The sequence below is a fragment of the Streptomyces sp. R-07 genome (assembly GCF_049913175.1).
Lineage (GTDB): Bacteria > Actinomycetota > Actinomycetes > Streptomycetales > Streptomycetaceae > Streptomyces.
This window is the reverse complement of sequence record NZ_CP183978.1, coordinates 6,303,480-6,322,804: the sequence shown is the minus strand read 5'-3', so window position 1 is coordinate 6,322,804 and position 19,325 is coordinate 6,303,480. Positions and strand designations below refer to the sequence as shown.

General features: G+C 72.9%; 18 protein-coding genes. 8 read left to right on the top strand and 10 right to left on the bottom strand.

What is annotated here, in order from left to right:
* Positions 1-134: 134 nt before the first annotated feature.
* A complete protein-coding gene (locus tag ACN9M0_RS29000) occupies positions 135-896 on the bottom strand; it encodes an SDR family NAD(P)-dependent oxidoreductase (protein ID WP_426404445.1) in 762 nt (253 codons plus the stop codon).
* A gap of 193 nt (positions 897-1,089) precedes the next feature.
* Between ACN9M0_RS29000 and ACN9M0_RS28995 the strand changes: the two genes are divergently transcribed.
* Entirely contained in the window at positions 1,090-1,701 is a 612-nt protein-coding gene (locus ACN9M0_RS28995) for a TetR/AcrR family transcriptional regulator (protein WP_426404444.1), read from the top strand.
* Positions 1,702-1,708: 7 nt separating this feature from the next.
* Here the strand turns inward: ACN9M0_RS28995 and cynS are convergent, their stop codons facing one another.
* Together cynS and ACN9M0_RS28985 are read right to left on the bottom strand one after the other, a co-directional pair.
* Positions 1,709-2,179, bottom strand: a complete 471-nt coding sequence (gene cynS / locus ACN9M0_RS28990; protein ID WP_366042835.1) for a cyanase — start codon at positions 2,177-2,179, stop codon at positions 1,709-1,711.
* A 35-nt stretch (positions 2,180-2,214) separates the two neighbouring features.
* Positions 2,215-2,811 (bottom strand): carbonic anhydrase, encoded by a 597-nt coding sequence (locus ACN9M0_RS28985; protein ID WP_366042834.1) that lies wholly within the window; start codon positions 2,809-2,811, stop codon positions 2,215-2,217.
* Positions 2,812-2,894: 83 nt separating this feature from the next.
* Between ACN9M0_RS28985 and cynR the strand changes: the two genes are divergently transcribed.
* From cynR to ACN9M0_RS28970, 3 genes are all read left to right on the top strand, one after another.
* Positions 2,895-3,821: a transcriptional regulator CynR gene (gene cynR / locus ACN9M0_RS28980; protein WP_426404443.1), complete on the top strand. Its 927-nt coding sequence runs from the start codon at positions 2,895-2,897 to the stop codon at positions 3,819-3,821.
* A 178-nt stretch (positions 3,822-3,999) separates the two neighbouring features.
* Positions 4,000-4,566, top strand: coding sequence for a heme-binding protein (locus ACN9M0_RS28975; protein WP_399701429.1), 567 nt, complete (start codon positions 4,000-4,002; stop codon positions 4,564-4,566).
* Positions 4,567-4,603: 37 nt separating this feature from the next.
* Positions 4,604-5,218 (top strand): ankyrin repeat domain-containing protein, encoded by a 615-nt coding sequence (locus tag ACN9M0_RS28970; protein ID WP_366042042.1) that lies wholly within the window; start codon positions 4,604-4,606, stop codon positions 5,216-5,218.
* Between the two features lie 210 nt (positions 5,219-5,428).
* Here the strand turns inward: ACN9M0_RS28970 and ACN9M0_RS28965 are convergent, their stop codons facing one another.
* Positions 5,429-6,583: an acyl-CoA dehydrogenase family protein gene (locus tag ACN9M0_RS28965; RefSeq protein WP_366042043.1), complete on the bottom strand. Its 1,155-nt coding sequence runs from the start codon at positions 6,581-6,583 to the stop codon at positions 5,429-5,431.
* Positions 6,584-6,698: 115 nt separating this feature from the next.
* Here ACN9M0_RS28965 and ACN9M0_RS28960 point away from each other — a divergent pair, with 115 nt between their 5' ends.
* From ACN9M0_RS28960 to ACN9M0_RS28950, 3 genes are all read left to right on the top strand, one after another.
* Entirely contained in the window at positions 6,699-7,304 is a 606-nt protein-coding gene (locus tag ACN9M0_RS28960; protein ID WP_366042044.1) for a TetR/AcrR family transcriptional regulator, read from the top strand.
* Between the two features lie 158 nt (positions 7,305-7,462).
* Positions 7,463-8,098: a TNT domain-containing protein gene (locus ACN9M0_RS28955; RefSeq protein ID WP_366042062.1), complete on the top strand. Its 636-nt coding sequence runs from the start codon at positions 7,463-7,465 to the stop codon at positions 8,096-8,098.
* The gene (locus tag ACN9M0_RS28950) at positions 8,095-8,361 is read left to right on the top strand and encodes a hypothetical protein (protein ID WP_366042045.1); all 267 of its coding nucleotides are present in this window, start codon (positions 8,095-8,097) and stop codon (positions 8,359-8,361) included. The genes ACN9M0_RS28955 and ACN9M0_RS28950 overlap by 4 nt, the downstream gene beginning before the upstream one ends.
* Positions 8,362-8,386: 25 nt before the next feature.
* On the opposite strand, the gene ACN9M0_RS28945 is transcribed toward ACN9M0_RS28950, so the two are convergent.
* Genes ACN9M0_RS28945 through ACN9M0_RS28930 form a run of 4 tightly spaced genes read right to left on the bottom strand, consistent with a single transcriptional unit; the run spans position 8,387 to position 12,993 of the window.
* Positions 8,387-9,742 carry a GH1 family beta-glucosidase gene (locus ACN9M0_RS28945; protein WP_426404442.1) on the bottom strand — a complete coding sequence of 452 codons (1,356 nt, stop codon included), beginning with the start codon at positions 9,740-9,742 and terminating at the stop codon, positions 8,387-8,389.
* A 26-nt stretch (positions 9,743-9,768) separates the two neighbouring features.
* Positions 9,769-10,608, bottom strand: coding sequence for a carbohydrate ABC transporter permease (locus ACN9M0_RS28940; protein WP_426405337.1), 840 nt, complete (start codon positions 10,606-10,608; stop codon positions 9,769-9,771).
* A gap of 19 nt (positions 10,609-10,627) precedes the next feature.
* Positions 10,628-11,662 carry a carbohydrate ABC transporter permease gene (locus ACN9M0_RS28935; protein ID WP_426404441.1) on the bottom strand — a complete coding sequence of 345 codons (1,035 nt, stop codon included), beginning with the start codon at positions 11,660-11,662 and terminating at the stop codon, positions 10,628-10,630.
* Positions 11,663-11,676: 14 nt separating this feature from the next.
* Positions 11,677-12,993 (bottom strand): ABC transporter substrate-binding protein, encoded by a 1,317-nt coding sequence (locus ACN9M0_RS28930; protein ID WP_366042047.1) that lies wholly within the window; start codon positions 12,991-12,993, stop codon positions 11,677-11,679.
* 201 nt (positions 12,994-13,194) lie between these two features.
* On the opposite strand from ACN9M0_RS28930, the gene ACN9M0_RS28925 reads away from it, so the two are divergent.
* The gene (locus ACN9M0_RS28925) at positions 13,195-14,505 is read left to right on the top strand and encodes an ROK family transcriptional regulator (RefSeq protein WP_399701389.1); all 1,311 of its coding nucleotides are present in this window, start codon (positions 13,195-13,197) and stop codon (positions 14,503-14,505) included.
* 33 nt (positions 14,506-14,538) lie between these two features.
* On the opposite strand, the gene ACN9M0_RS28920 is transcribed toward ACN9M0_RS28925, so the two are convergent.
* Entirely contained in the window at positions 14,539-16,716 is a 2,178-nt protein-coding gene (locus ACN9M0_RS28920) for a discoidin domain-containing protein (RefSeq protein ID WP_426404440.1), read from the bottom strand.
* Between the two features lie 228 nt (positions 16,717-16,944).
* A complete protein-coding gene (locus ACN9M0_RS28915) occupies positions 16,945-19,317 on the bottom strand; it encodes a bifunctional serine/threonine protein kinase/MFS transporter (protein WP_426404439.1) in 2,373 nt (790 codons plus the stop codon).
* Positions 19,318-19,325: the final 8 nt, after the last annotated feature.

Here is a 19,325-nt window from a genome sequence, read left to right as displayed (position 1 = left end):
AACACCCGGACGGGCCTCGGCGGCACTTGGTGCCGGAATAATCCGGCACCGAGTGCTGCGAAGAGGGTACGGAGGCTCAGCGCACGGCCATGGCCTCCGCAGGCTCGTCAGGGCCTCGGCGGTCCGTCAGGAGCTCATCGCGCCGTCATGCGGAGCGCGCCGTCCATGCGGATCGTCTCGCCGTTGAGGTAGTCGTGCTCGGCGATCATCGTCACGAGCCGGGCGTACTCCTCCGGACGCGCGAGGCGCTGCGGGAAGGTGACGCTCGCCGCGAGACCGGCCCGGACGTCCTCGCCGAAGCCGGCCATCATCGGGGTGTCGACGATGCCGGGGGCGATCGTGACGACCCGGATGCCGAACTGCGCCAGGTCGCGCGCGGCGGTGACGGTCATCCCGGCGACGCCCGCCTTGGAGGCGGCGTACGCGATCTGCCCGACCTGGCCCTCGAAGGCGGCGATCGAGGCGGTGTTGACGACGAGGCCGCGCTGCCCGTGCTCGTCGGGCTCGTGCCGGGCGATGGCCTCGGCGGCGAGCCGCATCACGTTGAAGGTGCCGAGCAGGTTGACGTTGAGCACCGCGCGGAACAGGTCGAGGTCGTGCGGTCCCTTGCGGCCCAGGATGCGGGCGGACGGGGCGATGCCGGCGCAGTTCACGGCGAGCCGCAGCTCGGCGCCGTCTGCGTCGATCGCGGCGAGGGCCTCGCGGACCTGGTCCTCGTCGGTGACGTCCGCGGCGAGCAGCCGGACGCCCTCGGGCAGCTGCCCGGCGGCGGCCACGGCCTTGTCCAGGTCCAGGCCGTAGACGGTGGCGCCACCGGCGGCGAGCGCGGCGGCGGTGGCGGCACCGAGGCCGGAGGCGGCGCCGGTGACGAGAGCGGCGGAGCCTGCGATGTCCATGGAACTCCTCGTTCGTGTCGTGCGGGTGCGACCCTGCCGCCGGGATGGCCGCCGGATCGGGCGCGTGCCCGCGGAGGACCGCGCGGTCCGCGCGATCTGCGCCGCCCACCATAGAACCGCGTGCGGCGCCGCCGGAAGCGGAGGCCGAGCACGGGCGGGGAAGGAAGTAGTCGACCGGTCGTACACTCTCGCCATGGGGCGAACGAGTGACGCGCGCGAGCGCATCCTGGCCGCCGCGAGGACGCTCATGCTGTCGCGCGGCTACTCCGCCCTGGGCGTGGCCGAGATCTGCGCGGCGGCCGGTGTGCCGAAGGGCAGCTTCTACTACTTCTTCGCGTCGAAGGAGGAGCTCGCCCTCGCCGTCGTCGAGGAGCACTGGGCGGAGCAGCGCGCCACGTGGACGCGCGCACTCGACGGGGACGTCCCTCCGCTCGGGCGGCTGCGGCGGCTCTACGAGTCCACCGGGGCCGAGCTGCGCGCCGGCCGGGAGAGCTGTGGCGCCGTCACGGGCTGTCTCCTCGGGAACCTCGCCCTGGAGCTGAGCACCCGCACGGAGAGCGTCCGCGAGCGGCTGCGGGAGATCTTCGACGAGCAGGTCGCCCTGGTCGCCGGGACCGTCGCCGAGGCTCTCGCGCGCGGCGAGGTCACGGTCGCCGACACCGACGCGGCCGCGCGGGCCCTGGTCGCCCAGCTGGAGGGCAGGGTCCTCCTCGCCAAGCTGTACGACGATCCGGGCCGCCTCGACGCCCTGTGGGCCGACTCGCTGGCCCTGCTGGGTGCCGGGCAGACCCGGATCGCTGGCTGACCGACCGTCAGAAGGGCTTGGTCGGCAGGTACTTGCCGTCGAGGGTGATGACGGCGCGCTCGCCGCCCTCGGGGTCGGCGACCTTCTTCACGTCCAGCTTGAAGTTGATCGCGGAGATGATCCCGTCGCCGAACTGCTCGTGCACCAGCTCCTTGAGCGTGGTGCCGTAGACCTGGAGCATCTCGTAGAAGCGGTAGATGGTCGGGTCGGTGGGGACGGCACCGTCGAGGGAGCCGCGGGTGGGGATCGTCCGCAGCAGGCGGACCGCGTCCTCGTCCAGGCCGAGGAGCTCGGCGACGGCCCGGGCGGACTCCTCCGGCAGGGCGTGCTGGCCGAGGACGGCGGCGGTGGTGAAGGCGACGGAGAGGCCGGAGGCGTCCGCGATCTGCTGCCAGCTCAGGTCCTTGCGGATCTTGGCGTCGACGGCGGCGATCGCGAGGGCGCGGCGGGCGGTGGGGTCGAACTGGGCGTGCACCATGAGAGGTACGTCCTTTTCTCTGGAGATCGGTGGGGTCAGGCGGCGAGCGCGGGGCGCGCCGTGGTGGGGAGTTCCTCGACGGTGCCGTCGGCGATGTCGAAGACCCAGCCGTGCAGCCGCACTTCGCCCGCGGCCAGGGCGCGGGCCACCGAGGGGTGGGTGGCCAGGTTCGCCAGCTGCGCGGCGACGTTCTCCCGGACCAGGGCGGCCACGTCGACCGTGCCGCCGGCGGCGGCGCGGGCGAGGGAGGCGTCGGCGTGCCGCAGCCAGGCGGCGACGGCGGGCGCGCCGCTCAGGTCGTGTCCCTCGGCGAGCGCGGTCATCGCGCCGCAGGCGGAGTGCCCGCAGACGACGATGTCCCGCACGCCCAGGACGGCGACGGCGTACTCGACGCCGGCGGTGACTCCGTCGGCGCCCGGGGTGTGGGCGGGGACGAGGTTGCCGGCGTTGCGGATGACGAAGAGCTCGCCGGGATCGGTCTGGGTGATCAGTTCGGGGACGACACGGGCGTCCGAGCAGCCGATGAACAGCGTGCCGGGCCGGTGGGCGGAGGCCAGGCGGGCGAAGAGGCCGGCCTTGGCAGGGAAGACCTCCCGCTGGAAGCGGGCGATTCCCTCGGCGAAGTGGGGCATGTCCCTACCGTGCACGACCAGTGCCTATAGCGTCCAAGACCTGCTGTCGATCTCTGCTATAGATGACATCTATAGTCGGCCGTATGCAGCCGGAACTCCGTCATCTCCGCTATCTGCTCGCCGTCGCCGAGCACGCCAACTTCACCCGCGCCGCCGAAGAGCTCCGCATCGCCCAGCCCACGCTGTCCCAGCAGATCAAGCAGCTGGAGAAGGCCCTCGGGGCGCAGCTCCTGGACCGCACCGGCCGCACCGTGCGCCTCACGGACGCCGGGGAGACCTACGCGCGCTACGCCCGGCGCGCCCTGCGGGACCTGGCGGCCGGCGAGCGGGCGGTGCTCGACGTGCACGACCTGTCCAGGGGCCACCTCCGGCTCGCGGTCACCCCCACCTTCACCGCGTACCTCACCGGCCCCCTGGTCGCCGGCTTCCACACCCGCCATCCGGGCATCAGCGTGGAGGTGCGGGAGCTGCCCCAGGACCGCATCGAGGCCGAGCTCCTCGCCGACCGGCTCGATCTCGGCATCGCCTTCCACGGCGAGCACCTCCCGGGCGTCGAGGCCACGGAGCTGTTCACCGAGACCCTCGGTCTCGTCGTGGGTCCCGGCCATCCCTTCGCGGGCCGGACGGAGCCCGTACCGGCCGGCGAGCTGAACGACCATCACCTCGCGCTCCTGAGCCGGGACTTCGCCACCCGCCTGCACATCGACGCGTACGTCTCCGAGCACCGCGTCCGGCCCCGGATCGCGGTGGAGGCCGACTCCGTCAGCGCCCTCACCGAGATCGTCCGGCGCACCTCGCTGGCCACCGTCCTGCCCGACGCCGTCACCCGGGACCACCCCTGGCTGAGCCCGGTGCCGCTCTCCCCCGCGCTTCCGTCCCGCGCCGTGGCCCTCCTCCGGCGGGCGGCCGGCTACCGGAGCGCTGCGGCCGGGGCCTTCGCCGAACTGGCCGCGCGGTGGGGAGAAGAGGTGCGGGGCCGGCCGGCGGGCGAGGAGACGGAGGGGCGGTGAGCCGCCCGGGGTCGACCGATCGGATGACCCCTGGGTCCACCGTTGCGGGCACCGGGTGCAGCCGGGACGACGACGGGTGGCGGCAGGGTACGCCCCGAGGATGGAGAGCAGAGCGGGCCACGGTTCCCGACGGCCCCCGCGGTTCCCCGAGTTCACTGGAGCAGATCCCATGAAGCACGTGAAGAAGGCCTCCTCGCGCACCCGTGTCGTGACCGGTGGCGCGATCGTCGCCGCCCTCGCCCTCGGCGGCTTCGGGGCCTACTCCGCGAGCGCCACCGGCGAGGACACGGCCGCCGCGCCGGCCGCAGCCGTCGCCAAGGCGGACGCCAAGAACAAGAACACGACGGAGTCCACGCACCTGACGATCGAGGCCGCCACCAAGGCCGCGCAGGCGACGCTGGACGCGGCCGAGAAGGAGAACCAGCGGGTCTCGGTCGCGGTGGTCGACCGCAACGGCAACACCCTCGTGACCCTGCGCGGCGACGGCGCCGGCCCGCAGTCCTACGAGTCGGCCGTGAAGAAGGCGTACACCGCCGTCTCCTGGAACGCCCCGACCTCCGAGCTGGCCAAGCGCCTCACCAACGCGCCGACCCTGAAGGACATCCCCGGCACCCTCTTCCTCGCCGGCGGCGCCCCCGTCACCGCCAAGGGCGCCCCCATCGCGGGCATCGGTGTCGCCGGTGCCCCGTCGGGCGACCTCGACGAGAAGTTCGCGCAGGCCGGCGTCGCCACGCTCGGCAAGTAAGTCCCGCAGCAGGCGCCCGCGTACGAGGAAACCCGCCATGAACGCGCTCGACCACACCCTCCTGGCGGCCGCCGCGCACGGTGACACCGTCGCCGTACGCGCGGCCCTCGACGCGGGCGCCCGCGTCGACGTCCGCGACCGGCACCGCCGCACCCCGCTGCTGCGGGCCGCGCTGCGCGACCACGTCCCCGCCGCCCGGGCGCTCCTCGCCGCGGGCGCCGACCCGAACGCACAGGACGACCGCTCCGACAGCCCGTGGCTGGTCACCGGCGTCACGGGCAGCGTCGCCATGATGCGGACCCTGCTCCCGGCGGGCCCCGACCTGAGGCTGACCGACCGCTACGGCGGCACCGCGCTCATCCCCGCCGCGGAACGCGGCCACGTGCCGTACGTCCGTGCCGTGCTCCACGAGACCGCGATCGACGTCGACCACGTCAACCGGCTCGGCTGGACCGCCCTCCTGGAGGCCGTGATCCTCGGCTCGGGCGCCCGCGCCCACCAGGACGTCGTCGCGCTCCTCCTCACGGCGGGTGCCGACCCCGAACTCCCCGACCCGTACGGCCGCACGGCCCTCCACCACGCCGAACGCCACGGCCTCGGCGAGATCGCCACCCTCCTCAGGTGCGGGCCCGGGGTCAGGGGACGTCGGTGACGGACTCGCAGCGCGCGGCGACGTCGGCGGTGCCGGCCGTGAGGGGCAGAGCCCTGCAGGACCTCCAGGCCTCCGAGCGATGGGCAGAACCAGGTCTGCCCCGCTGCACGGCGCTTCGGACGCACCTGATCCGTTTGCCGCAGGCCCGTCGCTCGAACAGGCCCCGCGGCCGCCCGTCGGCCGAAGAGCCTGCGATCCGCGCTCGACCTGCTATTTCCCGGTCTGGGCGAGCCCCCGGCTGATGACCAGGCGCTGGATCTGGTTGGTGCCCTCGAAGATCTGCATGATCTTCGCCTCGCGCATGTAGCGCTCGACGGGGAAGTCGCGGGTGTAGCCGTAGCCGCCGAAGACCTGGACGGCGTCCGTGGTGACCTTCATCGCCGTGTCGGTGGCGATGAGCTTGGCCGCGCTGGCCTGGCGGCTGAAGGGGCGGCCCAGGTCGCGGCGGCGGGCCGCGTCCAGGTAGGTGGCGCGGGCCGCGTCGACGGCGGCGGCCATGTCGGCGAGGAGGAAGCCGAGGCCCTGGTGGTCGACGATCCGGCGGCCGAAGGTGGTGCGCTCGTTGGCGTACGCCACGGCGGCGTCGAGCGCGGCCTGGGCGAGGCCCGTGGCGCAGGCGGCGATGCCGAGGCGGCCGCTGTCGAGGGCGCTGAAGGCGATCTGGAGGCCCTGGCCCTCGTCCCCGATGCGCCGGTCCTCCTCGATGACGGCGCCGTCCCAGTACGCGGCCGTCGTCGGCACGGCCTGGAGGCCCATCTTGCGCTCCGGGGCGCCGAAGCTCAGGCCCTCCGCGCTGCCCGGCGCGAGGAAGCAGGAGATGCCGTGGCTGCCGGGGGCGGTGCGGGCGAAGAGCGCGTAGAAGTCGGCCTTGCCGCCGTGGGTGATCCAGGCCTTGGTGCCGGTGACCCGGTAGCCGCTGCCGTCGTCGAGGCGCTCGGCCTTGCAGGTGAGGGCGGCGGCGTCGGAGCCGGCCTGCGGCTCGGAGAGGCTGTAGCCGCCGACGGTCCGGCCCTCGAGGATCGCGGGCAGCCAGCGCTCCTTCTGCTCCGGGGTGCCGAAGGTGTGGAGGGGGTGGCTGGCGAGCGTGTGGACGCTGGTGGCGACGGCGACGGCGGCCCAGCGCGCGGCGAGCTCCTCCAGGACCTGGAGGTAGACCTCGTAGGGCTGGCCTCCGCCGCCGTACTGCTCGGGGTACGGCAGGCCGAGGAGTCCGGCCTCTCCGAGGGTCGCGAAGAGCCCTTCGGGATAGGTCTCGGCGGCCTCGTGCTCGTTCACCCGCGGAGAGAGCTCCTTGTCGGCGATCTCCCGGGTGAGGGCGATGAGGTCCGCTGCCTCGGGGGTGGGAAGCAGGCGGTCGACATCCATGGCGACTCCAGCGGCGCGCAAAGTGGTACTGGGAAAGGTACTGCAGTACCGCTGAGAGTAGCGCAGAAGGATGCCGCCGTAACCCCCTGAACGGGCGGCCTGGAATACTGGCGGGGTGATCGAGACCTCCGCCGCCGACGCCCCCCAGCTGACGGGCCGCGGAGCGGCGCGCCGCTCCGCCCTCTTCGAGGAGCTCGTCGCCCTCCTCGTCGGCGAGGGCTTCGCCCGGCTGACCCTCGACGATCTCGCCGCGCGGCTGCGCTGCTCGAAGCGGACCCTGTACGGCCTGGCCGGCAGCAAGGAGCAGCTGGTCCGGGCGGCGGTCGTGCACTTCTTCCGGCGCGCCACGGCCCGGGTCGAGGCGGTCCTCGCCGCCGCGACGGATCCGGCCGAGCGGCTCGCCGCCTATCTGCGGGCGGTTTCGGCCGAGCTGGCCCCCGTCTCGCCGCAGTTCTTCGACGACGTGGCGGCCTTCGAGCCGGCGGCCGAGGTGTACGAGCGGAACACCCGCGCGGCGGCGGGCCGGGTGCAGCAGCTCATCGAGGAAGGTGTGCGGGCCGGCGTCTTCCGCGAGGTGCACGTGACCTTCGCGGCCGATGTCATCTCCTCGGTGATGGTCCGCATCCAGCGGCGCCAGGTGGCCGCGGCGACCGGACTCGCCGACGCCGAGGCGTACGAACAGCTGGCCGAGCTGCTGCTCAGCGGACTCCGCAAGGCCTGAGCCCCGAGGGGCCCGGATGGCCGGTTCTCGCCCCGCGTTCGATCACTCTGCGCAGGTGATCCACTACTGTGTGCGGCGCCACTGACCACCCCACCCCAGGGAGCCTCCGCGTGGAGCGCAGCCGTACCGTCCTCAGGATCCGTGCCGTCCTCGCCGCCATGGGCGTCACCGCCGCCCTCGCCGCGGCCCCCGCGGCGCAGGCCGCGCCCGCCGGGAAGCCCGTCGCCGCTCCCCCGGCCCCCTGCACCGGGGAGTTCGAGGGCGACAAGCGGCTCGGCCCGAAGTTCCTGCCGAAGAAGTGGCAGGAGCCGGTCGGCCCGCTGCTCAACCGCTACCACCGGACCGGGACGCTCTCCTCCGCCGACTTCCTCAAGAAGTACTGGGAGGGTCCGGCCGACACGGGCAGCTGGAAGTACCCGCCGAACGACGGTTTCGGCGAGGTCAACGGCACCGTCGACAAGGCTCCCGAGGTCCTGGCCGAGGGCGAGCGGCTCGACCGCTTCGGCTCGGAGTACGGCGGCTATCTGGCCCCGGCCGGCGACGACTACGCGAAGCGGGCGCTGCCCCCGCAGAACCTCAACACCCGTGACGCGGCCTTCCCCTGCGACTACCACCTGTACGAGGTGACGAGGAGCTTCGTCGTCTGGGAGGGCTCCATCGCGCCCTGGTTCGAGCAGCCGGGCGGCGGCCGCCAGATCAAGCTCGACGCGGCGTTCCTGGACCCCGGCCAGGGCCAGCGGCTCAACGTGAAGTGGCTGCTCGACAACGGCTACCTGGTGCGCGTCCCGGCGTGACGGACCGCCGCACCCTCGCGCGGGCACTCCGGGAGGCCGGGGTGCCCGCCGCGTACTACTGGATCGAGGGCGTCCACGAACCGGCGCCCACCCCGCCCGACTTCGTCTATCTGCGGACGAGGCCGGGCGCGGGCGGGGGCGGCGAAGGCGGCGTAGGCGGCTGGGAGACCGGGGTGTACGAGCGGGGCGCGTACGAACCGGTGGCCACGCACGCGACGGAGGCGGAGGCCTGCGCCCACCTCCGGAGCCTGCTGGGCGTGTGAGCGCGCGGACCGGTCCCGGAGGCCGCTAGGCGTGCAGCGCGCGGTGGGCGCGGACCAGTTCCGCGTACCGCCGTCCGCTCGTCTTCACGGTGCGGCGCTGGGTCGCGTAGTCGACGTGGACGAGCCCGAAGCGCTTGTCGTAGCCGTAGGCCCATTCGAAGTTGTCGAGCAGGGACCAGGCGTAGTACCCGGCGAGCGGGACGCCCTTGCGCAGGGCGCGGGCGCAGGCGGCGAGGTGCTGTTCCAGGTAGCGGGTGCGCTCCGGGTCGTGGACCGCGCCGTCGGGGCCGGCGGCGTCGGGGAAGGCGGAGCCGTTCTCGGTGACGTACAGCCTGCGCACGCCGTACTCCTCGGTGAGCCGCAGCAGGAGGGCCTCCAGGCCGCCCGCGTCGATCTGCCAGTCCATGCCGGTGCGGGGCACGTCGGGGAGGCGTACCTCGCGGGCGCACGGGACGGGGCCCGTCGGGTCGTCGGCGACGGTGACCGGGAAGTAGTAGTTGAGGCCGTGCCAGTCGAGCGGGGCGGCGATGGTCTCCAGGTCGCCGGGCCGCTCGGGGAGTTCGACGCCGTACAGCTCGCGCAGGTCGGCGGGGAAGCCGCGGCCGTACACCGGGTCGAGCCACCAGCGGTTGGTGTGGCCGTCCATGCGGGCGGCGGCGGCGACGTCCTCGGGGCGGGTGCTCGCGGGGGCGACGGTGGAGTGGTTGGTGACCAGGCCGACCTGGGCGCCGGGGGCGGCGGCGCGGACGGCGGCGGTGGCGAGGCCGTGGCCGAGCAGCAGGTGGTACGAGGCGCGTACGGCGGCCGTGAGGTCGGTGAGGCCCGGCGCCATCCGGCCCTCCAGGTGGCCGATCCAGGCGGAGCAGAGCGGTTCGTTGAGGGTGGCCCACTGGGTGACGCGGTCGCCGAGGCGCGCGGCGACGACGCCGGCGTAGGCGGCGAGGTGCTCGGCGGTGTCGCGGACGGTCCAGCCGCCGCGGTCCTGGAGGGCCTGCGGCAGGTCCCAGTGGTAGAGGGTGACGGAGGGGGTGATCCCGGCGTCGAGGAGGCCGTCGACGAGCCGGTCGTAGAAGTCGAGTCCGGCCTTGTTGACGGGTCCGTCGCCGCCGGGGACGACGCGGGGCCAGGCGACGGAGAGCCGGTAGGCGTCGGTGCCGAGGCCCTTCATCAGGGCGATGTCCTCGGGCCAGCGGTGGTAGTGGTCGCAGGCGGTGTCGCCGTGGTCGCCGTGGTCGATCGCGCCGGGGACGCGGGAGAAGGTGTCCCAGATGGACGGGGCGCGGCCGTCCTCGGCGACGGCGCCCTCGATCTGGTACGCGGAGGTGGCCGTGCCCCAGGCGAAGGAGGCCGGGAAGGCGGCGAGGTCGAGCGGTTCTGACACGGGAGTCCTTTCGGGCCGGGGGGTCGTCACTTGACCGCGCCCGCGGTGAGGCCGGTGACGAGGTAGCGCTGGAGGAGCAGGAACCCGGCGACGACGGGGACGCTCACCACGAGGGAGGCGGCCATCACCTGGTTCCAGTAGACGTCGTTCTGGGTGGCGTAGCCCTGGAGGCCGACGGCGAGGGTGCGGGTGGTGTCGGTGGTCATGACGGAGGCGAAGAGGACCTCGCCCCAGGCGGTCATGAAGGCGTAGACGCCGACGGCGACGATGCCGGGGACCGCGGCGGGGACGACGACCCGGAAGAGGGCGCCGAGCGGACCGCAGCCGTCGACCTTGGCGGCCTCGTCGAGGTCGCGCGGGACGGCGTCGAAGTAGCCGATGAGCATCCAGATGGAGAACGGCAGCGAGAAGGTCAGATAGGTGAGGATCAGACCGCCGCGGGAGCCGAAGAGCGCGATGCCGGTGGCGTTGCCGATGTTGACGTAGAGGAGGAACAGCGGCAGCAGGAAGAGGATGCCGGGGAACATCTGGGTGGAGAGCACCGTCACGGTGAAGACGCGTCTGCCGCGGAAGGCGTAGCGGCTGACGGCGTAGGCGGCGAAGACCGCGACGACGAGGGAGCAGACGGTGGCCGTGCCCGCGACGACCAGGGAGTTCACGAAGTAGTCGGCGAGCGGGACGGTCCGCCAGATGTCGACGTACGGGCGGAGGGTGAGGCCGGAGGGGATCCACCGGAACTTCCCCGAGACGTCCGCGAGCGGTTTCAGGGAGCTGGAGACCATCACGTACACCGGCAGCAGGACGAAGCCGGTGAGCAGGGTGAGGAAGATGCGCCGGCTCCAGAGGAAGGAGCGGGGCGCGGCCATGGGCGAGCGGGGCCGGTGTCTACGGGGCATCGGTGGCCCTCCCTTCCCCGGGCGTTCGCGGCCCACGGGTCGTCCGGTTCGCCCGGGCCGTGAGCAGCAGGTAGGCGCCGGTGACCGCGAGCAGGAACAGCAGCAGGAGCACCGACATCGCCGAGCCCGTACCGAAGTTCCAGGTCTGGAACGAGGACTGGTAGATGTGCAGGGAGATCAGGTCGGCGGCTTCGGGGGCCGCCTTGCCGAAGAGGACGAAGGGGGTGTTGAAGTCGTTGAAGGTCCACAGGAACAGGACGAGGACGAGGACCTGGTTGACCGGCCGCAGGGACGGCAGGGTGATGTGCCGGAGCTGCTTCCACAGGCCTGCGCCGTCGAGGGCGGCGGCCTCGTACATCTCCCGGGGGATGTTCTGGAGTCCGGCCATCAGGACGAGGAAGGCGAAGGGCCAGCCCTTCCAGACGGAGACGACGAGCAGGGTGACGAAGGCGTTGTCGCCGATGAGCCAGAAGGCGGGGCTGTCGCCGATGCCGAGCTGGTCGTGCAGGACGTGGTTCACGAGGCCGTTGTCCCGCTGGAACATGAACGCCCAGGTGATGACGGCCGCGTAGACCGGCAGGGCGTACGGGACGAGGAAGAGCGCGCGGAGGAAGCCCCGGCCGCGGAAGGTCTCCTGCATGAAGACGGCCGCGGCGGCGCCGAGGAGCCAGCACAGGCCGACCGAGCAGAGGGTGAAGAGGCAGGTCGTGACGAACGACTTCAGGAGCGCCTCGCCGACGGGGGCGTCGAAGTCGACGGAGACCGCGTAGTTGTCGAGTCCCGCCCAGGGGGCGGCGACCCAGTCGCGGATGAAGAACTGGGTGAGCTCTTTGAAGCTCATCACGATGCCGATGAGCATCGGGACGAGGTGGACGAGGAGTTCGAGGAGGAGGGCCGGAAGCAGCAGGAGGTAGGGCAGGGCGCGGGCCCGGAGCCGCCCGGGGCGGCGCCGGCGCGGGGCCGCCCCGGGGGTGTGCCTCTGTCCGGTCCGCCCGTGGGGCTTCTTGATGGCGGTGGTGGTCATGGTGGCGTCGGGGCTCACTTGTTGGGCATCTGCTGCTGGGCCTTGTCGAGCTCGGCCCGTACGGACTCGGTGGTGACCGGTCGGCCCGCGGCGGCGTCGGCGAAGAGTTCCTTGACGGCGGTGCCGACGACGGTCTCGAACTGCGACTCCTCGGGGACCTGCGGCAGGGCGGCGGCGCTGGTGGCGAGGGTCTGCTTGAGGACGGTGACGGTGGGGCCGGCGAAGGCGGGGTCCTGCTGGGCGGTCTTGACCGGGGGGATCGAGCCGTAGGCGCGGTTGAGCATCTTCTGCTCGTCGTCGCCGGTCATGAACTTCACGAACTTCAGGGCGCCGTCGCGGTTCTTCGTGTTCTTGAAGACGGCGAGGTTGATGCCGGCGACCATGGAGTTGATCTGCCGGCCCTGGCCGGGGGTGCCGGTGGGGACGGGGGCGGGGGCGACGCCCCAGTCGTCGGGGCCCATGCCCTGGGCCTCGAAGGTCGTGCCGGGGGTCTGCCAGAGGACCATGGCGGTGCGGTCCTTGGCGAAATCGGCGAGGGACTGGTTCTGGGCGTACTCGGCGTTGCCGGGGGCGACGATCTTGTGGGCGGCCATGAGGTCGACGTACTGCTTGACGGCGGCGACGGCGCCGTCGGAGGTGAAGTCGGCCTTGCCGTCGGGGGTGAAGAAGTCGGCGCCGTGCTGCTTGCCGAGGACGAAGACCTGGTGGATGTTGTTGGCGAGGCTGCCGCCCTCGACGCCGATGGCGGACTTGCCGTCCTTGCTGAGCTTCTTGCCGTCGGCGATCAGCTCGTCCCAGGTGGCCGGCGGCTTCGCTATGCCGGCGTCCTTGAACATCTTCTTGTTGTAGTAGAGCGCGTAGGCCATGGAGTAGAGCGGGACGGCGGCCGGGTCCTGGCCGGTGGCGCCGGTGGAGCCGAGCGCGGAGTCGACGAAGCGGTCCTTGCCGCCGATGGCCTCGAAGTTCTTCGCGTCCCAGGGCAGCAGGGCGCCGCTGGCCTGGAGGGAGGCGCTCCAGGTGTTGCCGATGTTGAGGACGTCGGGGCCCTGGCCCGAGGTGGTGGCGGTGAGGATGCGGTTGAGCAGGTCGGACCAGGGGATGACCTCCAGCTTGACCTTGATGCCGGTCTGCTTCTCGAACTGGTCGAGTTCCGGCTGGAGGACCTTCTTGTCGACCTCCAGGCTCGCGCCCTGGTTGGAGGCCCAGTAGGTGAGGGTCTTGCCGCCGCCGGAGCCGGAGCCGTCGGTCGGGGAGCCGCCTCCGCAGGCCGCGGCGGTGAGGACGAGGGAGAGGGTGACGGCACCGGCGGCCGCGGCTCTGATTCTGCGCATGGCTCCTCATGGCCCTTTCGGGGAGTGACGGGGAGCTGGGGAGGGCGGGGTCGGTGGACGCGTCCCGCGTTCAGGAGGTGAAGGCTCCGACGGCCCCTCCCCGGCTTATTTCAGGACGTGAGTTAAACCTCAAGAGAAGGTCGCGTCAAGGGTCCCGGCAGCGGTATGTTGCGGTCAGGACTACTTCACCAGGGGGCCCAAGTGACCATGCGGAACGGCCGCACCGTGCGTGACCTGCGACGCGAGAACCGCACCGCCGTCCTCCAGCGCCTGTACTTCGACGGCCCCATGAGCCGCTTCTCGCTGGGCCCCGCCACCGGACTGAGCTCCGGCTCCGTCAGCAACGTCGTCGCGGAGCTCGTCGCGGAGGGCCTCGTCGAGGAGGCCGGCAGCGTCGACTCGGCGGGCGGGCGCCCCCGTACCCTCCTTCGCATCACCCCGGGCAGCGGCTGCATGATCGGCGTGGACGTCGGCGAGACCCGGGTCAGGATCGAGCTGTTCGACCTCACCCTCACCGAACTCGCCCGCACCGAGCGCCCCTTGGCGGTCGAACGGCCGAACCCGCACGACCGGTACGAGGTCGGGGTCGTCGTCGACCACGTCCGCGCGGGCATCGCGGAGGTCCTCAGGACCGCGGGCGTCCCCGCCGAGCGCCTGCTCGGCGTCGGCGTCGGCGTGCCCGGCATCGTGGCCCGCACCGCCGAGGAGGGCGCGGTCGTGCACGGCCAGACCATCGGCTGGGACGCGGTCCCGCTGGAGCGGCTGCTCCGCGCGAGCGTGGACCTGCCGGCCTCGGTGCCGTACTGGATCGACAACGGCGCCAAGACCCTCGGCCAGGCCGAGATGTGGTTCGGCGCGGGGCGGGGCGCGCGCAGCGCCGTGGTCGTGCTCTTCGGCTCGGGCGTCGGCGCCTGTGTCGTCACGGACCCGATGGGGCCCGGCCGGGCGCTCGAATGGGGCCACCTGACGGTACGGGTGCGGGGGCGCCGCTGCCGCTGCGGCGCCCGGGGCTGCCTGGAGGCGTACGCGGGCGCGGAGGCGCTGTTGGAGCGCTGGCGCGAGGCGGGCGGGCGGCCTCCGGCGGGCGCGGACGAGGAGACGGCACTGACGGCGATGCTGGCGGCGGCGTACCCGGTCGGAGCGGGGATCGAGCCGGACGCCACGGCCCGCGAGGTCCTGGAGGAGACGGCCGAGTACCTGGGCGCGGGATTCGCCGATCTGATCAACCTCTTCCAGCCCGAGCGCATCCTCGTCGGCGGCTGGGCGGGCCTCCAGCTCGGCGCCCGCTTCCTGGAGACCGTGAAGGGGTACGCCGCCGAGTACGCCCTGAAGTACCCGGCGGCCCGCGTCGGCATCGACATGGGGACCCTGGGCCCGGACGCGGTGACGGTCGGCGCGGCGATCCTGCCGCTCGCGGACTTCTTCGCCCGGGGCGGCCGGCGGGCCGAGGCGGAGGCCGTGGAGGAGCAGCCGGCCTGGGCGTCGACCGTACGGGAAAGGGCGGCGCACTGAGCGTGCGCCGCCCTCCGCCTCACCCGGTGGGGGTCAGGGGTACGAGACCACCGTGGACGGCACGGTGGCGGTGCCCGAGGTCGGGGCCCCCACGCCGTTGATGACGTGCTCGTACTGGCCGTTGCCGCCGAGCGAGACGACCAGCAGGTCGTGGAACTTCACGCCGGGCTTCACCGGGGCCCGGAAGCCGTGGTCCTGACGGATCGTCGGGTCCACGTTGTAGTAGCAGTAGCTGCCGAGCGCCCAGCCCTCGTGGGTGTTCACGGAGTCGTCGACGCGGTAGGCCGCGTACCCCTTGTACGGGCCGTCCTGGACGGCGGCCTGGTTCGGGGCGTCGTACGCCTTCTCGTTCTGGAAGAAGATCGTGCGGCCGCGCTCGCCGAACCACTCGACGTCGTACTTGTTGAAGTGCTCGACGAACAGTCCGGTGGCGAGGACGTCGTCGCCGTAGACGCGAACGCCGTAGTCGGAGCGGTTGGTCTCCCAGCCGACGCCCTCGCCGTGGTCGGCGCGCCAGACCCAGGTGTGGTCGACGATCGTGTCGTCGCTGTGCACCGCCATGGCGACGGTCGCCTTTCCGGGGCCCGCGCCGCCGACGCGGAGGTACACGTCCTGCACGGTGGTCGGGTTCGCCGCGTGGTCGGCGGCGGCGTTCTGCGGGCCGATCTCCAGGAGGACCGGGGAGTTGACCGGTCCTGCGTCGACGAGGAAGCCGGCGAGCCGGACGCCGTCGACGTCGCCGACCTTCAGCGCGGTGACGCCGTTGTCGGGGACGACGGTGGCGAGTCCGAGGCCGAGGACGATCGTGTCGGGCCGGTCGACCTGGATGGGCCGGTCGACGTGGTAGACGCCCGGGGTGAGGAGCAGGTGGAGGCCCTGGCGCAGGGCCGCGTTCATGGTGGCGGCGGTGGTGCCGGGCTTGACGACGTAGAACTGGCTGAGCGGGATCGACCGGCCCTGCGGGGTGCCGGAGGCCCAGCTGGTGCCCCGGGCGTTGACGCGCTTGGCCGGGGCGAAGACCTTGAACTCGCCGCCCTCCCAGTACAGGTAGGGCTTCTCGCGGGAGACGGGGGTGGTGTCGAGCGTGGTGTACGGCGGGTCGGGGAAGCCGGTGGCGGGGGCGCCCTCGACGCCCGAGAAGGCCATGTTCCAGACGCCGTTGAGCCAGCCGCCGATGGAGCTGTCCCGGGTGTACCACTGCTGCTGGGAGTACGGCTGGACGGTGCCGTCGATCTTCGAGTCGGCGATGTAGCCGCCGCTGGCCCAGCCGTAGCCGCTGGGGGCGAGGTTGAGGTTGCCCTTGACGTGCATGCGGCGGAAGGAGGAGGCCTGGGAGACGGCCCAGCGGTCGGTGCCGTTGACCGGGTTGAGCGCGAGGTTCTCGGCGGCGCGCCAGAAGTTCTGGGTGGCGTTGCCGTTGAACCAGCCCGCGTCGACGGTCACGTCGCCGTTGATGGTGGTGTCGTCGGGGCGCAGTCCGAGACCGGCGATCTGGGTGTAGAAGCCGATCTGGGCGTTGAGGCCGTCGTAGGTGCCGGGCTTGAGGAGGAAGGCGTGCCGGCCGCCTCCGAACTGGGCCGACTCCTGCTGGGCGAACACCTCGTCCAGCTTGGCCTGGATGCCGGGCGTGGACGGGTCGAAGACGTGCACATTGGGCCCGAGGTCGCCGCCGCCGGGCAGCGGGGGGCCGTCGTCGCCGGTGCCGTAGACCTGGAACTCCCAGAGGGAGTAACCGTATCCGGTGGCCCGCTGGGTGCCGTACACGCGCACGTACCGGGCGGTGCCGGTGACCGGCAGGGACTCGTTGCCGCCGGGGCCGTTCGCGGTGCTGTAGGCGGTGGTCCAGTCGGTGCCGTTGCCGGACAGCTCGATGCGGTACGCCTTGCCGTAGGCGGCCTCCCAGCGCAGGTCCACCCTGCTGAGCGCGGCCGGGGCGCCCAGGTCCACCTGGATCCACTGCGGATCGGCGAAGGCGCTGGACCAGCGGGTGCCGGGGTCGCCGTCGACGGCGGCGGCCGCGGGGGTGCCGGCGTTCTCCTGGCTGGAGGCGGTGACGTTCCTGCCCTGCGAGAGCAGGACGGGGGCGGCCGCGGCGGGCGGCGCGGCGACGAGCGCGAGCAGGCCGGCGAGGAGCGCGGTGACGAGCGTGGCGGCGGTGGCGCGGGGCCTTGGACGTGGGGGTGGCGCGAGGCGGGTGCCGACTGCGGGCATGGGTCGAACTCCTCGGATATGAGGGGGAGTCGGGGAAAGGGAGCGCGCTCTCCGCAGCAGATGCTGACGGTTGGCCCTTACGGGGGTCAAGGCATCCGACACTACTTTTCTTTTGGCTTGCATTAAGTGTCGAGCGAGATGCCGAGGACAGACCTCGAAGCTCCTCCGGGCACGCCGGAGCCCCGGACCGCCCGCCGGCCCGGTCACCCGCGCGGAAGCGTTCCGGGGCTAACGGCCGGTGGACAACGGGGACTTGGCGTTCATCATCAGACCCGCGGTCAGGCCTGCGAGAAGCAGGAGGACGACCGCCCACCAGGGCGGCCCGCCGAGGCTGCCGACCATCGCGGCGCCGAATCCGGCGCCCACCGTCTGGGCCGTGACGACGGCGGCCGAGGCCGCGCCCGAGTGCCCGCCGAGCCCGGCGGCGACCACGGTGGCGAGGATCGGCATGAAGGCCAGTCCGACGCCCAGGCCCGCGAGGAGCATGAACGGGAGCAGGGCCGGGTATCCCCCGCCGCTGTTGATGCCGACGATGGTCAGGGCCACGCCGAGCGGCGTGACCACCAGGCCCGCGACGATCAGGACGCGTGGCGCCACGGCGCGGTTCAGGAGGCGCGGGGCGACCTGGGTGGCGCCGACGGCGATCGCGGCGACCATGGGCAGCATGGCGAGCCCGGCCGTGGTCGCGGAGTACCCGAGGTTCCACATCATGATGGCGGCCAGGGTCGGCATCAGGGCGAGGCCGCCGGCACCGGCGAGGAACATGGTGAGGAGACCGCCGAGCCGCCCGCGGTCCTTGAGGACGTACGGGGGAAGCAGCGGGTTCGACGCGGCGCTCTGCCGCCACAGGAAGGCCGCGAGCAGGACGACACCACCCGCGAGCAGGCCCAGGACCAGGGGGCTGTCCCAGCCCAGCGGCACCCTGATGGAGCCGTACACGACCAGGGCGATCCCGAGGGCGCCGAGCAGGACTCCGGGCAGGTCGAAGCGGCTGCCGGTGCGGTCCGGGCGGTCCTGGGGCAGGACGCGCGTCCCGGCCAGGGCGATCAGGGCGAGGATCGCGACGACGCCCAGGACCGGGCCCCAGCCCAGCGGTCCGTTCACGAGCAGTTCGAGGGCCGTGCCGCCGATGCCGGCCGTGGCGTAGACACCGAAGGCCCGGATCCGCTCCCCCGGTTCGGGGAAGGCGGTGGCCACCAGCGTCAGCGCAGCCGCCGTCACCAGCGCGCCGAACCCGCCCTGCAGGACGCGGGCCACGATCAGCCAGACGTCGGCGACGGCGACGGCCGCGCTACCGAGCGCGGAGGAGGCCGCGAGTCCCGACAGGCCGACGACCAGCGCCCGTCTGCCGCCCACACGGTCGGCGATGTGGCCGCCGAGCAGCAGGAGCGCCGAGAAGGGCACCGCGAAGGCGTACAGGTGCGGGCTCTCGCGGCCGAGGTCGTAGGGATCCTGCGTCGCCGCCCCGACCAGCACCGCCAGCTGGGCGAGCACGATCACCGCCAGGCCCCGCAGGCGGCGGGGCGCCGGGACGGCGACCTCGTGGGCCGGAGCGGTCGGGGTGTACGCGGCGGCCGGGGCACGCGTGGGGGCCTCCACGGGCGCCGCGACGGCCGGGGCGGGGGCCGGCGCGGCGGCCGGGGTCCGGGGCGCCGTCTCCGTGACGGGCTCGGTGGCGGGCGTCTCAGCTCGCGCGACCGGCACAAAGTCCAGCAACTGCGCCGCGTGCCGCCCCAGTTGGACCAGGACCTCTCCCGGCAGCCAGACCCCGCCCTCGTCCGCGCCGGTGAGGTCGGCGATCCGCTCGGGGGTGGGCCGGGCGGCCGGGTCCTTCTCCAGACAGGCACGGACGAGATCGAGCAGCGACTCCGGTACGCCCGTGAGGTCGGGCTCCTCCTCGGCGACCCGGAAGAGGTGGGCGTTCAGGCCGGTGTCGGTGGCGCCGAAGAGGAGGCGTCCGGTCGCCGCGTACACGAGGACCGCCCCGAGACAGAACACGTCGCTGGCGGGGGTGAGTTCGAGGCCGCGGACCTGCTCCGGCGACATGAAGCCGGGCGAGCCGATCAGCATGCCGGTGCGGGTGTGCAGGCTGTCGCCGGCCAGGCTGTCCATCGCGCGGGCGATGCCGAAGTCGATGACGCGGGGCCCGTCCACCGTCACCAGGACGTTGGAGGGCTTGAGGTCGCGGTGGATCAGGCCCGCCTCGTGCACGACCCGGAGGGCGAGGGCCAGGCGGTTGGCGAGGACGCGGACCGAGTGCTCGGGCAGCGGGCCGAAGTCCCGGGCGACGACGGTGGTCAGATCGGGTCCCGCGATGTACTGGGTGGCCACCCACGGCACCGCGACCTCGGCGTCCGTGTCCGCGTCGAGGACGTCCGCCGTCCAGCTGCCGCCCACCCGCCGGGCGGCCGCCACCTCGCGGGCGAAGCGCCTGCGGAACTCCGGCTGGGCGGCGTACTCGGACTGCACCACCTTGACGGCGACCGTGCGGCCGACGTCGGAACGGCCGAGGTAGACGAGGCCCATACCGCCCGCCCCCAGACGGGCGATGAGGCGGTACGGGCCTACGTGCGTCGGGTCTTCGGAGGTCAGCGGGTCCACCCGGGAAA